This window comes from Pseudomonas sp. PvP009, assembly GCF_017832995.1.
GTDB lineage: Bacteria > Pseudomonadota > Gammaproteobacteria > Pseudomonadales > Pseudomonadaceae > Aquipseudomonas > Aquipseudomonas syringae.
This window is the reverse complement of the sequence record NZ_JAFIBG010000001.1, coordinates 2655576-2673129: the sequence shown is the minus strand read 5'-3', so window position 1 is coordinate 2673129 and position 17554 is coordinate 2655576. Positions and strand designations below refer to the sequence as shown.

Here is a 17554-nt window from a genome sequence, read left to right as displayed (position 1 = left end):
CCTTTGCGAGAAGAAATGTATGGCATTTGTCCTGACCGCTGCCCAACGCAATATCTGGCTGGACCAGATGACCCAGGGCGACTCGCCGCTATACAACATCGGCGGCTACGTGGAGATCGACGGCCACTTCGATTCCGGGATATTCCAGCGAGCCGTGGACCTGTTGATCGAGAAGCATGATGCGCTGCGCATGGTCCTGCTCGAAGAGCGGGACGAGGAAGGCGTGCCGATGCAGACCTTCGCCACGAGCATGCCGATGCTTGTGACACCGTTTGACCTGCAAGGGCGGGACGACCCGCGTCAGGCAGCCGAACACTGGATGCAGACTCAGCTTGAACAACCGTTCAAGCTGGAAGGTGGACCACTGTTCCGAGTGCATTTGCTCAAGCTCGAAGCACAGCGTTTCTACTTCGTGATTCATGCCCACCACATTGCGCTCGATGGCTGGGGCATCGACCGGCTCTGTGCGTCTGTCAGTGAGCTTTACAGCGTATTGCACGATCAACGTGTGCCCGATCTGGCGGCGCCGTCCTATATCGATTTCATCGAGGACGACCGCCAGTATCGCGAGTCGCCACGCTTTGCTCTCGATCAGGACTATTGGCTGGACAAATACCGCGACATCCCCGATCCATTGCTGGCGCCACGTCACCAGGCTCGGATTCAGCACCCGGCGACGAGCCGCAGCGGCCACCTCAGCTACGGCATGGACCGTGGCCTGGAGCAGCAGGTCGAGGAGCTGGTCCTGCGACTGAACGCCTCGTCGTTCCACGTTCATCTGGCAGTGCTGTACGTGTACTTCACCCGCGCCTTTCAGCGTGATGAACTGGTCATCGGCTTGCCGATTCTCAACCGTTCCACTGCCAGCTACAAAAAAACCCTGGGGCTTTTTACCCAACTCAGCTCAGTGCGTCTGAAATTCAGTCCCGACCTGCCGTTCGCTGAACTGGTCCAGGGCATCTGTCGGGCAGTCAAGCAGGATTACCGCCACCAGCGGTTTCCGGTCAGCGACCTTAACAGCTTGCTGGAATTGCGCCGTGCCGAGCGTACGCAATTGTTCGACCTGACGTTCTCTTATGAGCGCCAGAACCAACTGCTTCGCTTCGGTCAGGCAAGCGCCCGCGCCTTCAAGTGTTCAAACAACCACGAGCAGACACCGCTGGCCATCCACCTGCGCAGCAACGCTTGCGACACTGAATCGCGGCTGCACTACATCTACAACGAGGCCTATTTTCAGCACGACGAGATCGTCCCGCTTGCCGAGCGCTTGCAGCAAGTCACGGAGCAGGGGCTGGCGAACGAACAACTGCCGGTGCATGAATTCTCGCTAATCAGCAAGACTGACACCTTGCAGATTCAGACGTGGAATGCCGGCCAGCCATATTCCGCCGGAGACCTGACGATCCACCAGCAGTTTGAAGCCCGCGCCGCAGAGCGACCAGACGCCGTCGCGCTGATGTTCGAAGGGCAGACCCTGAGCTACGGCGGACTCAACGCGCGTGCCAACCAGGTCGCGCATCGTTTGCTGGCACAGGGTGTAGGCCCGGACGATCGTGTGGCGATCTGCGTCGAACGCGGCCCGGCAATGATTATCGGCTTGCTGGGGATCCTCAAATCCGGCGCCGGTTACGTGCCGCTGGACCCTGCTTACCCGCTTGAGCGTCTGGCCTACACACTCGGCGACAGTGCGCCGGTAGCCTTGTTGAGCCAGCAATCAGTACAACAGGCGTTGCCGGTGTCGGATGTACCGCTGATCTATCTCGACGATGTCGACTTGCAGGATGAACGCGCCTGCAATCCGCAAGTAACGGTCAAACCCAGCGACCTTGCCTACGTCATCTACACCTCCGGCTCCACCGGCCTGCCCAAGGGTGTGATGGTCGAGCATCGCAACGTTGCACGACTGTTCTCGGCCACCCGGGACTGGTTCGGTTTCAATGAACAGGATATTTGGGCGCTGTTCCACTCGTTTGCCTTCGACTTCTCAGTCTGGGAAATCTGGGGCGCGCTGCTGCACGGCGGACGTCTGCTGATCGTGCCGCAACTGGTCAGCCGTTCGCCTGAAGACTTCCACGACCTGCTGTGCAGTGCAGGTGTTACGGTGCTCAACCAGACGCCGAGTGCGTTTCGCCAACTGATTGCGGCCCAGGGAGAGAAGGAACAGGCACATTCGCTGCGCCAGGTAATTTTCGGCGGTGAAGCACTGGATACGGCGATGCTCAAGCCGTGGTACGCACGCAGCGTGAACGCTGACACGCAACTGGTCAACATGTACGGCATTACCGAAACCACCGTGCACGTCACCTACTATCCGTTGCAGCCTGAAGACGCCCAGCGTGTCGGCGCCAGCCCGATTGGCAAGCGCATCCCCGACCTGCAACTTTATCTGCTGGATGCCTATGGCCATCCGCTGCCACCGGGTGCGGTGGGCGAGTTGTACGTCGGCGGGGCAGGCGTGGCCCGTGGCTACCTCAATCGCGACGAATTGAACGCGACGCGCTTTCTCGATGATCCATTTGCTTCGGAACCGGGCGCGCGGATGTATCGCTCTGGCGATCTGGGCCGCTGGCTGCCGGACGGCAGCCTGGAATACCTGGGCCGTAACGACGAGCAGGTAAAGATTCGCGGTTTCCGTATCGAGCTGGGCGAGATCGAAGCTCAATTGAGCGCCTGCCAAGGCGTGCGCGAAGCTGTGGTCGTGGTGCGTGAAGACGAACCGGGCGACAAGCGTCTGGTGGCGTATGTCATCGGCACAGCAGACCTGGAACCCGACGCTACCTATTTGCGTGAACAGCTGCGCCTGTCGCTGGCCGAGCACATGCTGCCAAGCGCTTTTGTCAGTCTGCAGGCGTTCCCGCTGACCGCCAATGGCAAGCTCGACCGCAAGGCACTGCCGCTGCCCTCGGCCGAAGCTTATGCCCGGCGTCAATACGAGGCACCGCAAGGGCTGACGGAAACCCGCCTGGCCGGGTTGTGGACCGAGTTGCTGGGCGTCGAGCAGGTAGGCCGCCATGACCAGTTCTTCGAGCTGGGTGGGCATTCGATGCTCGCGGTGAAACTGATCGAACGCATGCGCGACATCGGTCTGAATGCCGACGTGCGCGTGCTGTTCGGCCAGCCAACCCTGGCCTCGCTGGCGGCAGCCAGCGGCAAGGTCACAGAGGTGCAGGCGCCCACCAATAAGATTCCCGCCTATTGCCGGCACATTACCCCGGACATGCTGCCTCTGGCCGCGCTCACCCAGGCCCAGATCGACCGGGTGGTCGCCAGCGTGCCGGGCGGTGTGAGTAATGTGCAGGATATCTATGGGCTGGTGCCGTTGCAGGAAGGCATCCTCTATCACCATTTGGCGAATGAGGAGGGTGATCCGTACCTGTTGCAGGCCTTGTTGCGGGTCGATAGCTTCGAGCAGTTGCTGGACTTTACGGAAGCCTTGCAGCAAGTCATCGATCGTCACGACATTCTGCGCACGGCTGTGGCCTGGGAAGAACTCGACGAGCCGGTGCAGGTGGTCTGGCGTCAGGCACGGCTGCGGGTCGAGGCGTTTTTACCGCACCCGGATCAAGGGGATGTTGCGGCCCAGTTGCAGGCACAGTTCGATCCACGGCGGATACGCATGGACCTGCATCAGGCCCCGATGATGCGCCTGCACTACGCCGAAGATCCCGTCGACCAAAGCTGGGTTGCGGTGCTGCTGTTCCATCACCTGATCGACGACGCCACATCGCTGGCCTTGCTGGGCGCAGAGATCGAGGCGTTCAGACAGGGGCGCGGCGAACATCTGCCCGCGTCGGTGCCGTATCGTAATCATGTGGCTCAGGCGCGATTGAGCGTGAGCCGCGAGGAGCATGAGGCGTTTTTCCGCGACATGCTCGCAGATGTTGACGAGCCGACCCTGCCATTTGGCCTGCAAGACGTGCAAGGCGACGGCAGCGGAGTCGACGAAGCGCTATTGCCGGTTGAGCCGAAACTGGCCGGACGTCTGCGCGCCCATGCGCGGCGCCTGGGCGTCAGTAATGCCAGCCTGCATCACCTCGCCTGGGCCCAGGTGGTCGGGCGCCTGTCGGGGCGTCAGGATGTGGTGTTCGGTACCGTGCTGATGGGCCGCCTGCTCAGTGGTCAAGGCGCCGAGCGGGCCTTGGGCATGTTTATCAATACCTTGCCATTGCGCGTCGCTGCCGGAGAGCAGGGTATCGAGGCTGCAGTGCGCACCACCCACGCCCGGTTGGCGGCGTTGATCAGTCATGAGCATGCACCGTTGTCACTGGCCCAGGGATGCAGCGGCGTGGCGGCACCGACACCATTATTCAGTGCGCTGATGAACTACCGCCATGTCGCGGTCGGCGCCCAGACACCTCAAGAGGCGGGGCAGACCAGACTCTGGGGCGGTGTCGAGGTACTCGGCGGTGAAGAACGCACCAACTATCCACTGTCGTTATCGGTAGACGACCTCGGCGAATCCTTCGGTCTGACCGTTCAGGCGGTGGCCGGAATCGATGCCCGGCGCATCTGCGGTTACATGCACACGGTGCTGGAGCAACTGGCCGACGCGCTGGACAACCGGCCCGATGCTCCCTTGCACAGCCTCGACTGGCTGCCGGCGCACGAGCGTCGCCAATTGCTGGAAGACTTCAACGCGTTCGATAGCGCCTACCCGCAAGACCGTTTGCTGCACCAGCTGTTCGAGGCCCAGGCGGCTGCGCAGCCCGATTCGGTGGCGGTCACCTACGAAGACCAGCAGCTGAGCTACGCCGAGCTCAATCAGTGGGCCAACCAGATTGCCCATCGGTTGATCGCTGCAGGCGTTGGCGCTGATGACCGCGTAGCGATCTGTGTGGAACGCAGTCTGGAAATGATCGCCGGCCTGGTGGGCATTCTCAAGGCCGGCGCAGGCTACGTGCCACTCGACCCTTCTTACCCTGAAGAACGCCTGGCCTACATGCTTGAGGACAGCGCACCGAAAATACTGCTGACCCAACGTGGTTTGCGCGAGCGCTTTGCGCAGGCCGCCATGCCGGTGTTGCTGCTGGAAGCTGAGGCCCGCGCCGAGAGCGGTATCGACCGCGCGCCGGCAACCAACCCGCAGCTCGCAGGGCTTGGCGCGCAGCACCTGGCGTACCTGATCTACACCTCGGGCTCTACCGGTCAGCCAAAAGGCGTGGCCATGCACCATGCGCCGCTGGTCAACCTGATGCATTGGCAGATTGCCCAGGCTGTCGAGGACCGTCGCCCGAAGCAGCGTACCTTGCAGTTCGCGGCGCTGGGTTTTGATGTGGCCTTTCAGGAAATCTTCAGCACCTTGTGCGCAGGTGGTGAATTGTCGCTGATCCACAGCGATACCCGTCTGAATTTCCGCCGCCTGTTCGAGCATATCTGCGAACAGCGTATCGAACGCCTGTACATGCCGTGTATTGCCCTGCAGGCATTGGCCGAGGCCGTGGTTGACGAGCCTGAACAGCCTGAGTGCCTGTTGCAGGACGTGATCACTGCGGGTGAACAACTGCGAATCACCGAACCGATGCGGCAGTTATTCGCCCGTCTGAGCGATGCCCGCCTGCATAATCACTACGGCCCGACCGAGTCCCACGTGGTCACGGCGCTGACTCTCGATGGCGATCCACAGGCCTGGCCGACCTTGCCGAGCATCGGCCAGCCGGTGGCCAATACACGCATCTACCTGCTCGACGAACACATGCGCCCGGTGCCGGTGGGCGTCGCGGGTGAACTGTACATCGGTGGCGCATCTGTCGCCCGTGGCTACCTGAACCGCGATGACTTGACCGCCGAACGCTTTATCGCTGATCCGTTTGCGAGCAACGATGTCGGCAACCCACACGCGCGCCTGTATAAGACCGGCGACCTTGCCTGCTGGCAGGCGGACGGCAGGATTGTTTACCTGGGCCGTAACGACGATCAGATCAAGGTGCGTGGTTTTCGTATCGAACTGGGGGAAATCGAGGCACGCCTTGGTCAATATCCAGGCCTGCGCGATACGGCAGTGCTGGCCCGCGAGGACGTTCCAGGTGAAAAGCGCCTGGTGGCGTATTTCAGCGTGCAGGCCGGCCAGGTTGTGCCCCAGGCCGACCAGATGCGCCTGCATTTACAGGCTCTGCTGCCTGATTACATGGTCCCGGCAGCCTATGTACACCTGGAAAAACTGCCGGTGTCGCCCAATGGCAAACTGGATCGTCGTGCGTTGCCACAGCCATTGGCCGATGCTTTCGCCAGTCGCGACTATCAGGCGCCGCTTGGCGACACCGAGACCACGCTGGCCGCGCTCTGGTGCGAAGTACTGAGTGTGGAGCGGGTCGGTCGGCAGGACCATTTCTTCGAACTGGGCGGTCATTCACTGCTGGCGGTGAAGCTGATTGAGCGTATGCGTCAGGCTGGCCTGAGCGCCGATGTGCGCGTCCTGTTCGGCCAGCCGACCCTTGCCGCACTCGCGGCAGCGGTGGGCGGCGGCATCGAGATCGAAGTGCCCGCCAATGGCATTCCCGAGGGCTGCACACACATCACACCGGACATGCTGACCCTCACTACGCTGGACCAGGCGAGTATCGAGCGCATCGTCGCCGGCGTTCCCGGTGGCGCGGCGAACGTGCAAGACATCTACCCGCTGGCGCCGTTGCAGGAAGGGATCCTTTACCACCACATTGCGGCCGAAAAAGGCGACCCGTATCTGCTGCAAGCGACCTTCGCCCTGCATAACCCGGCGCACGTACGACGTTTTGCCGAAGGCTTGCAGGCGATGATCGATCGCCATGACATCCTGCGCACGGCGCTGGTCTGGGAGGATCTGGAGCAACCGTTGCAAGTCGCTCTGCGCCGGGTCGAGCTGTCGATGGAGCAGATCACCCTGGCCCCGGACGGCGGCGATATCGTCGCTGAGCTGCAACGCCGTTTTGATCCACGCGAGTGCCGCCTCGATCTCAGGCAGGCCCCGCTGATTCACCTGGCCTTTGCCAAGGACTCGGAGAACCACCGCTGGGTGGCGATCCTGCTGTTCCACCACATTGCCCTCGACCACACCGCGCTGGACGTGATGAGTGCAGAAATGCTCGCCCACTTGCAAGGCACTGCGGCGCAACTGCCGCCGGCGATGCCTTACCGGAATTACGTGGGTCAGGCCCGTCTGGGCGTGAGTCGCGAGCAACACGAAGCGTTTTTCCGCGAGATGCTCGGTGATGTCGATGAACCGACCCTGCCGTTCGGCCTGCTTGAGGTGCAGGGTGACGGGCAGGGCGTCAAGGAGGTTCGCCATGATCTTCCGGCTGATCTGTGTCAACGTCTACGCACTCAGGCTCGGCAACTGGGGGTGAGCGCAGCAAGCCTGCACCACCTGGCCTGGGCAAGAGTGCTGGGCGCCGCCAGTGGACGTGAAGATGTGGTGTTCGGCACCGTGTTGCTGGGACGTATGCAAGGCGGCCTGGGCGCCGACCGCGCGCTGGGGATGTTCATCAATACCTTGCCGCTGCGGGTCGATGTCGGTATCGGCGGCGTACGTCAGGCCGTGCGCCTGACCCATAATCGTTTGACTGCATTACTCGGCCACGAACATGCACCATTGGTGCTGGCTCAACGTTGCAGCGCGGTTTCCGCAACGTCGCCGCTGTTCAGCGCGCTGCTCAACTACCGCCATAGCCCGGCGCGCGAAGCAAGCGGTGGCGAGCGGTGGGCGGATGCTCAGGTGCTCGGCGTCCGCGAGCGGACCAACTACCCGTTGAGTCTGTCGGTGGACGATCAAGGCGAAGGCTTCCTGTTGAGCGTGCAGGTGGCAACTGGTTTCGATGGCCAGCGGGTCTGCGATTACATGCAGACCGCCTTGATTCACTTGGTCGAGGCCCTTGAATCCGCCCCGGATTCAGCCGTTTGCGATCTGCCGGTGGTGCCGGAAACCGAGCGGCAACAACTGCTGTTGGCGTTCAACGACACCGCGCAGGACTACCCACGGCTGCAGACCGTGCACGCCATGATCGAAGCCCGGGCGGCCAGCACACCTGAAGGTGTGGCAGCCCAGGTGGGCGAGCATCGCCTGCACTACGGCGAGTTGAACCATCGCGCCAACGCACTGGCCCATCACCTGATCAGCCTCGGCGTCGGTGTCGATGATCGCGTGGCGGTCATGGCCCGTCGCGGCCTGGACACGCTGGTGGCCATGCTCGCCGTGCTCAAGGCCGGCGCCGGCTACGTCCCGGTCGATCCATCGCACCCCGACGAACGCATTGCCTATCTGCTGACCGACAGCGCGCCCAAAGTGCTGCTGACTCAGCAGGCCCTGATCAGCCGTGTGCCGGAAACGGCTGCACCGGTCATCGCCTTCGACCGGCCTGAATGGCCGCAACGCCTGGACAACCCGCAGGTGGCCGGGCTCGACGCCACGCATCTGGCTTACGTGATCTACACCTCCGGGTCCACAGGCCAGCCAAAGGGCGTGATGGTCGAGCACCGCACCCTCGGCAACCTGATCGACTGGCATTGCCGAACATTCGATCTGCAGGCTGGCGGCCATACCGCCAGTGTCGCGGGCTTCGGCTTCGACGCCATGGCCTGGGAAGTCTGGCCCGCGCTGTGTGCCGGGGCAACCCTGCACCTGCCGCCTGCGGAGGTGAGCAATGAACACATCGATGCGCTGCTTGATTGGTGGGTTGCCCAGCCGCTGCAGGTGGCCTTCCTGCCAACACCGGTCGCCGAGTACGCCTTCAGCCGCAATTTGTCTCACCCCACCTTGCGCACGCTGTTGATCGGTGGCGACCGCTTGCGCCAGTTCCAGCGCGATCCGGGTTTTGCCGTCATCAACAACTACGGCCCGACCGAGGCCACGGTGGTCGCCACGTCGGGGCGCTTGCTGCCCGACGGCAGCCTCGACATCGGCACACCGATTGCCAACACCCGTGTGTACCTGCTCGACGAACATCAACAACTGGTGCCGCTGGGTGTGGCGGGCGAGCTGTATGTGGCCGGAAACGGCGTGGCGCGGGGTTACCTGAACCGGCCGGAGATGACCGCCGAGCGCTTTTTGCGTGATCCGTTCCACGCCGACGCACGGATGTACCGCACCGGCGACCTGGCACGCTGGAATGCCGATGGCACTCTCGACTACTTGGGGCGCAACGATGATCAGGTGAAAATCCGCGGCTTGCGCGTGGAGCTGGGTGAAATCGAAGCACGTCTGGCCGAACACGCCAATGTACGCGAAGCCGTGGTCATGGCCCGCGAAGACGTGCCCGGCGACAAGCGTCTGGTGGCCTATGTCACGGCGCGGCAGCCCGAAACCGTGCTCGATATTGAGTTTCTGCGCAGCCACCTGCAAGGCACATTGCCGGACTATATGGTGCCGGCAGCTTACGTGCAGCTCGATGCGCTGCCGCTAACTGCGAACGGCAAGCTCGATCGCAAGGCGCTGCCAGCGCCGGACGCACAGTCGCTGATCAGCCATGGTTACGAAGCACCGCAAGGCGAGCTCGAAACCCTGCTGGCCTCAATTTGGGCTGACGTGCTCAAGGTCGAACAGGTCGGTCGCCATGATCACTTCTTCGAATTGGGTGGCCACTCGCTGCTGGCAGTGACGCTGATCGAACGCATGCGCCAGGTCGGCCTGAGTGCCGACGTTCGCGTCCTGTTCAGCCAGCCGACCGTGGCGGCGCTGGCAGCTGCTGTCGGTGGTGGCTCGGAAGTCGTGGTGCCGGCCAATCTGATTCCCGAACATTGTGAATACATCACCCCTGAACTGTTGCCGCTGATCAGCCTGAGCCAGGCGCAGATCGACCGCGTCGTGAAGCATGTGCCCGGCGGTGCCGCTAACGTGCAGGATATTTACCCGCTGGCACCTTTGCAGGCGGGCATTCTCTATCACCACATCAGTGCCGATCAGGGCGATCCGTACACCCTGAAAGCTTTGTTCGGTCTTCGCGACCGTGCACGACTGGACGATTTCAGCCATGCCTTGCAAGAGGTAATCAACCGTCACGATATCCTGCGCACCGCCGTGCTGTGGGAAGGTCTCGATGAACCGGTACAAGTGGTGCTGCGTCAGGCTCAAATACACGTCACCGAGGTGGACCTCGACCCGACAGACGGCCCGCTGGACGAGCAGTTGCACGAGCGCTTCGATCCTCGGCATTACCGCCTCGACGTACGTCAAGCGCCCTTGATGCAGATCGCCTTTACCCATGATCCGCTTAATGATCGCTGGCTGGCGATGCTGCTGTTTCATCACCTGGTCAACGACGCCACCTCGCTGTACGTGGTGCTGCATGAAATTCAGGCACACCTGCTCGGTCAGGGTGCGGCTCTGGGTCAGAGCGTGCCGTATCGCAACTACGTGGCCCAGGCCCGCCTGGGGGTCAGCGAGGCGCAGCACGAAGCGTTTTTCCGCGAGATGCTCGGTGACATCGACGAGCCGACGCTGCCATTCGGTTTGCAGGATGTGCAGGACGGCGGTCGTGACATCGAAGAAGCCAGCGTGATCCTGCCCGCTGAACTGAACCTGCGTTTGCGGGCTCAGGCCCGACAGGCGGGCGTCAGCGCCGCGAGCCTGATGCACCTGGCGTGGGCGCGGGTGCTCGGCAGTGTCTCGGCCCGTGAACAGGTGGTGTTCGGCACGGTACTGCTGGGCCGTATGCAGGCCGGTGAGGGTGCTGACCGCTCATTGGGCATGTTTATCAACACCTTGCCGCTGCGCATCGATATCGGCGCGAGAACGGTGATCGAGGGCTTGAAAGCGACCCACGAGCAACTGACGGCTTTGCTGGGCCACGAACACGCGCCGTTGGTGCTCGCCCAGCGGTGCAGCGGCGTGGCGGCACCGACACCACTGTTCAGCGCGCTGCTGAACTACCGGCACAGCGGCGTGAACGATGTTGCGGCAGAAATCTCAAGCTCTTGGGACGGGATCGAGTCCTATGGCGCCAAGGACCGAACCAACTACCCGTTGACCTTGAATGTCGATGACTTCGGTGAAGGCTTCAACCTGAAAGTACTGGTCAGCAGCGCCGTGGGTGCCAAACGGGTCTGCGGTTACATGCAGACCGTGCTGGAGCATCTGGTGGATGCGCTTGAGCAGTCACCGGACACCGCCGTCAACAGCTTGCCGATCCTGCCGGCTACCGAGAGCGAGCAGTTGCTGGTGCAGTTCAACGACACAGCCCTGGATTATCCGCAGCAGCAGACCATTCACGGGCTGTTTGAAGCACAGGTCGAGCGCACACCGGAAGCGCTGGCAGTGCTGCACGGCGAACAGCGCCTGACGTATCGCGAGCTTAACGAGCAGGCCAACCGCCTGGCACATGCTTTGCGCAAGCGGGGTGTTCAGCCAGATTCTCGCGTCGGGATCTGTGTAGACCGCAGCGCGGAAATGGTCATCGGTTTACTGGCGATCCTCAAGGCGGGCGGTGGTTACGTGCCGCTCGACCCGGCGTATCCAGCGGAACGTATTGCTTATATGTTGCAGGACAGCGCTCCGGCAGCCGTGCTGGCTCAAACCGCTACTCAGGGCTTGCTGGCCGACGTTTCAGTGCCTGTGATCAATCTTGATCTGAGCGATTGGCAGGACGAATCCGTCCAGAATCCGCAGGTACCGGGGCTGACTTCCGCACATCTGGCCTACCTGATCTACACCTCGGGTTCGACCGGCTTGCCGAAAGGCGTGATGATCGAACACCGCAACACCGTGAACTTCCTGACCTGGGCGCACGCAGCCTTCGACGCTTCTGTGCTGGAAAAAACACTGTTTTCCACCTCGCTGAACTTCGACCTCGCCGTCTACGAGTGCCTTGCGCCACTCACCTCGGGCGGCAGGATCGAGGTGGTTAAAAATATTCTGGAACTGCAACACGGCGAACTTGATATCGGCCTGATCAACACCGTGCCGTCGGCGCTCAAGACCTTGCTGGATGTAGAAGGACTGCCGACGTCGGTCCACACCGTGAACGTGGCCGGGGAAGCCCTCAAGCGCAGCCTGGTGGAATCGCTGTTCGAGAAGACTGGCGTGCAGCGCCTGTGCAACCTCTACGGCCCGTCGGAAACCACCACGTACTCAAGCTGGGTAGCGATGAATCGCGAAGACGGTTTCGCTCCTCATATCGGCAAACCGGTTGGCAATACGCAGTTTTACCTGCTGGACGAACAGCAACAGCCCGTGCCACTGGGCGTTGTGGGCGAGATCTACATCGGCGGCGCCGGTGTGGCGCGGGGCTACCTGAACCGTGACGAACTGACCGCCGAACGCTTCCTCAAGGACCCGTTCAGCCAGCAGCCAGCGGCACGGATGTACCGCACCGGTGACTTGGGCCGTTATCTGCCAGACGGCAATATCGAATACCTGGGCCGTAACGATGACCAGGTGAAAATTCGTGGATTCCGTATTGAACTGAGTGAAATCGAGGCCGTTCTGGCCACGCACCCTGCGGTACACGAGGTAGCACTGCTGGTGCGACAAGACGCAGGAGAAAAACGCCTGGTGGCCTATTTCACTGTGCGCGAGGCCCAGCGAACACCGGAAATCGAGACACTGCGCAGTCATCTGCAAACTCGTCTGCCGGACTATATGGTGCCAGTGGCCTATGTGCGCCTCGATGCACTACCGCTGACAACCAACGGCAAACTTGACCGTAAAGCGCTACCCGAACCGGATGCGCAGGCATTGATCAGTCGTGGCTACGAAGCGCCGCAAGGTGAAGTGGAAAACCTCCTGGCGACCATCTGGGCCGAATTGCTCCAGGTTGAGCAAGTCGGTCGACATGATCATTTCTTTGAGCTTGGCGGGCATTCGCTGCTGGCCGTCAGCCTGATCGAGCGTATGCGCCAGGCCGGCTTGAGCGCAGACGTTCGTGTACTGTTCAGCCAGCCGACCCTCGCCGCACTGGCTGCAGCGATAGGTGGCGGAATTGAAGTAACGGTCCCCGAAAATGCTATTCCGGACGACTGCATGCGCATCACGCCGGAGATGCTGCCGCTCGCCGATCTCGGTCAGGCCGCCATTGACCTCATTGTCGCCAGCGTGCCCGGCGGTGTGGCGAATGTGCAGGATATTTACCCGCTGGCACCGCTGCAGGAAGGCATTCTCTATCACCATCTGGCCGCCGAAATCGGCGACCCTTATGTGTTACAGACGCAGTTTGCCTTTGCTGACCGCGAGCGCCTGAACGCTTTCGTTCAGGCCTTGCAGAGGGTCATCGACCATCACGACATTCTGCGCACCAGCGTGGTATGGGACGGTCTGGAGTCACCGGTGCAAGTGGTCTGGCGTCAGGCCCGGTTGCACCTTGACGCGCTTGAGCTTGATCCGGCAGACGGCGATATCGGTGCGCAACTGCACAGCCGCTTCGACCCGCGACACTACCGCCTGGACATCGGTCAGGCGCCGCTGATGCGCGTGGCTTATGCCGAAGACCCGCTCAGCCAGCGCATCTGCGCGATGCTGCTGTTCCATCACATGGCACTGGACCACGTGGCGCTGGAAGTGGTGAAGCACGAAATGCAAGCCTGGCTGGCGGGCAAGGCTGACACCTTGGCGGCGGCACCCGTGCCGTATCGCAATTATGTGGCCCAGGCACGCCTGGGCGTAAGCCACGAGGCCCATGAGGCGTTTTTTCGCGAGCTGCTCGGCGACATTGACGAACCGACGCTGCCGTTCGGCCTGCTGGATGTGCAGGGTGATGGCCACGACATTGAAGACAGCAACCTGATTCTGGACCGTCAGTTGACTCTGCGCCTGCGCGCTCAGGCACGGCAATTGGGGGTAAGCGTCGCGAGTCTGGTGCACCTGGCGTGGGCTCAGGTACTGAGCCAGGTATCGGGCAGGCACACCGTGGTGTTCGGCACCGTACTGATGGGCCGCATGCAAGGTGGCGAAGGCGCAGATCGGGCGCTGGGCATGTTCATCAACACCTTGCCGCTGCGCGTCGATCTGGACGGGAAGGGTGCACGGGAAGGGGTACGGGCGACCCATGCCCGACTCACTGCGTTACTCGGCCACGAACACGCGCCGTTGGTGCTGGCGCAGCGTTGCAGCGGCGTGGCGGCACCGTTGCCACTGTTCAGCGCGCTGCTCAACTACCGCCACAGCAGCGTCGCCGAACCCTCCAACGAGTCGATCGAGGCCTGGCGCGGTATCGACATACTCAGCAGCGGGGAACGTACCAACTACCCGTTGACCTTGAACGTCGATGACCGTGGGGACAGTTTAAGCATGTCGGTACTGGTGACCGGCAAGGTTGGCGCCGGACGCGTCTGCGGGTATGTGCAGACCGCGCTGGAAAATCTGCTTATTGCGCTGGAACAATCACCAGACACTGCTCTCAAGAGCCTGCCGATCCTGCCCGCCGACGAGCGTGAGCGGTTGCTGCTGGGGTTCAACGACACGGCGCTGGACTATCCGCAGCAGCAGACCATCCATGGTTTGTTCGAAGCGCAGGTCGAGCGCACCCCGCAAGCGCTGGCGGTGATTCACGGCGAACAGCGTGTGACCTATCGCGAGCTTAACGAGCAGGCCAACCGCTTGGCGCATGCCTTGCGCAAGCAGGGTGTGCAGCCGGATTCGCGCGTCGGTATCTGTGTCGAACGCAGTGCCGAGATGGTCGTCGGCCTGCTGGCGATCCTCAAGGCGGGCGGCGGGTATGTGCCGCTCGATCCGGCGTATCCGGTAGAACGTATTGCTTACATGTTGCAGGACAGCGCTCCGGCGGCAGTTTTGGTTCAAACAGCTACTCAGGGCTTGCTAGCAGACGTTTCGGTGCCTGTCATCAATCTTGATCTGAGCGATTGGCAGGACGAATCCGTCCAGAATCCGCAGGTGGCGGGACTGACTTCGGCGCACCTGGCGTACCTGATCTACACATCGGGCTCCACCGGCCTGCCGAAAGGCGTGATGATCGAGCACCGCAACACGGTTAACTTCCTGACCTGGGCGCACGCGGCTTTCGATGCTGGCACAAACAACTCGGCACTGGAAAAAACGCTGTTCTCCACCTCGCTGAACTTCGACCTGGCCGTCTACGAGTGCTTTGCGCCGCTGACATCGGGCGGCAGCATCGAAGTGGTCAAGAACGTGCTGGAACTGCAACACGGCGAACACGATATCGGCCTGATCAATACCGTACCGTCGGCGCTTAAAGCGCTGCTGGATGTTAACGGCTTACCAGAATCGGTTCACACGGTGAACGTAGCCGGTGAAGCGCTCAAGCGCAGCCTGGTTGAATCGCTGTTCGAGAAGACTGGTGTTCAGCGTCTGTGCAATCTCTACGGCCCTTCGGAAACAACTACCTACTCAAGCTGGGTAGCGATGGATCGCGAACACGGTTTCGCTGCGCACATTGGTAAACCGGTCGGTAATACGCAGTTTTACCTGCTGGATGAGCAACGACAGCCCGTGCCAATGGGTATTTCGGGTGAAATCTACATCGGTGGCGCGGGCGTGGCACGAGGCTATCTGAACCGCGACGACCTCACGGCCGAGCGCTTCCTGAACGACCCGTTCAGCCAAAACCCGGCGGCACGCATGTACCGTACTGGCGACCTTGGCCGCTACCTGCAAGACGGCAATATCGAATACCTGGGCCGTAACGACGATCAGGTGAAAATTCGCGGTTTCCGTATCGAACTGGGCGAGATCGATGCGCGCCTGGCCAAACACCCGGCCGTCCACGAAGCGGTGGTCACCGCTCGCGAAGACATTCCCGGTGACAAACGCCTGGTGGCGTATTACACCCTGGCAGCCGGGCACGACCTGGTGGACATCGAAAGCCTGCGCAGCCATTTGCAGGAAAAGCTGCCTGAGTACATGGTTCCCGTGGCTTACGTGGCATTGGCCGAACTGCCGCTGACGCCCAACGGCAAGCTGGACCGCAAAGCGCTGCCAGCCCCGGAAAGTGGCTCGCTGATCAGCCGTGGCTACGAAGCCCCACAAGGCGAAATCGAAACGCAGATCGCGGCTATCTGGCAAGAGTTGCTGGGCGTCGAGCAGGTCGGTCGTCACGATAACTTCTTCGAACTGGGCGGTCATTCGCTGCTGGCCGTCAGTCTGATCGGACACATGCGTCAGTTGGGCCTGAGCGCCGACGTGCGAGTGCTGTTCGGCCAGCCGACGCTGGCTGCACTGGCAGCAGCAATCGGTGGTAGCACGGGCATCGTGGTGCCAGCCAATCTGATCACCGAGGATTGCCACCGCATCACGCCCGAGCTTCTTCCTCTGGCCAACCTGACTCAGTTGCAGATCGATCAGGTAGTTGCCACCGTGCCAGGCGGCGTTGCGAATGTGCAGGACATCTACCCGCTGGCACCGTTGCAGGAAGGCATTCTGTATCACCACATGGCAGCCGAAATCGGCGACCCCTATGTGTTGCAGGCTCATTTCGCCTTCGATGACCGGGAGCGCATGGACGCTTTCGTTCGAGCGCTGCAGATAGTCATTGATCGTCACGACATTCTGCGCACCAGCGTGGTGTGGCAAGGTCTTGACTCCCCGTTACAGGTGGTCTGGCGTAAAGCCCGGTTGCCCCTTGAAGCGCTTGAACTGGATCCGGCAAACGGTGATATCGCAGAGCAACTGCATAGCCGTTTCGACCCGCGTCACTACCGCCTGGACATCGGTCAGGCACCCTTGATGCGCGTGGCCTATGCCGAAGATCCGCTCAACCAGCGGATTTGCGCGATGTTGCTGTTTCATCACATGGCCCTGGACCACGCCGCGCTGGAGGTGGTGAAGCACGAAATACAGAGCTGTCTGCTCGGCGAGGCCGAAGCCTTGGCAGCGTCGGTGCCTGTGCCATACCGCAACTATGTGGCCCAGGCACGCCTGGGTGTCAGCCAGGCCGATCACGAAACGTTCTTCCGCGACATGCTGGGCGATATCGACCAGCCGACCCTGCCGTTCGGCCTGCAGGATGTGCAGGGCGATGGGCGCCACATCAAGGAAGCCAGTTTAGCGCTGGCCCCTCAACTGAATCTGCGTCTGCGGACTCATGCCCGGCAACGAGGGGTGAGCGCAGCCAGCCTGGTACATCTGGCCTGGGGCCAGGTGCTTGGCACGGTGTCGAGCAAGCGTGACGTAGTGTTCGGTACGGTGTTGATGGGCCGAATGCAAGCCGGCGAGGGCGCCGATCGCGCCTTGGGCATGTTCATCAATACGTTGCCGCTGCGCGTGGATGTCGGCGCGATAACGGTAGTCCAGGGTTTAAAAGCGACTCACGAGCGACTCACGGCTTTGCTCGGTCACGAGCATGCACCGCTGGTGTTGGCCCAGCGGTGCAGCGGTGTTTGCGCACCAATGCCGCTTTTCAGCGCCTTGCTCAACTACCGCCACAGTGCGGTTGGCAGCGTGTCCGAGCAGGCGGTCCAAGCCTGGACCGGTATTCATACTCTGAGCAGTGAAGAGCGCACCAACTATCCGTTAATTCTGAACGTAGATGACCTGGGTACGGGTTTCAGCCTGAATGTGCAAGCTGTGGCCGGTGTCGATGCCCGGCGCATCTGCGTTTATATGCAGACCGCCTTGAGCCGTCTGGTCGAGGCCCTTGAATCCGCGCCGAATTCAGCCGTTTGCGACTTATCGGTAGTG

General features: G+C 61.7%; 1 protein-coding gene (running past one end of the window). It reads left to right on the top strand.

Translation table 11 applies throughout. The annotated features are described in order from the left end of the window. Positions 1 to 19 precede the first annotated feature (19 nt). Positions 20 to 17554: the 5' portion of a syringopeptin non-ribosomal peptide synthetase SypA gene (gene sypA, locus JOE29_RS11565; RefSeq protein ID WP_210079526.1), read on the top strand. 8166 nt of this gene lie beyond the right edge of the window; 17535 of the gene's 25701 nt are visible here — the first part of the coding sequence; the start codon lies at positions 20 to 22; its stop codon lies beyond the right edge, outside the window.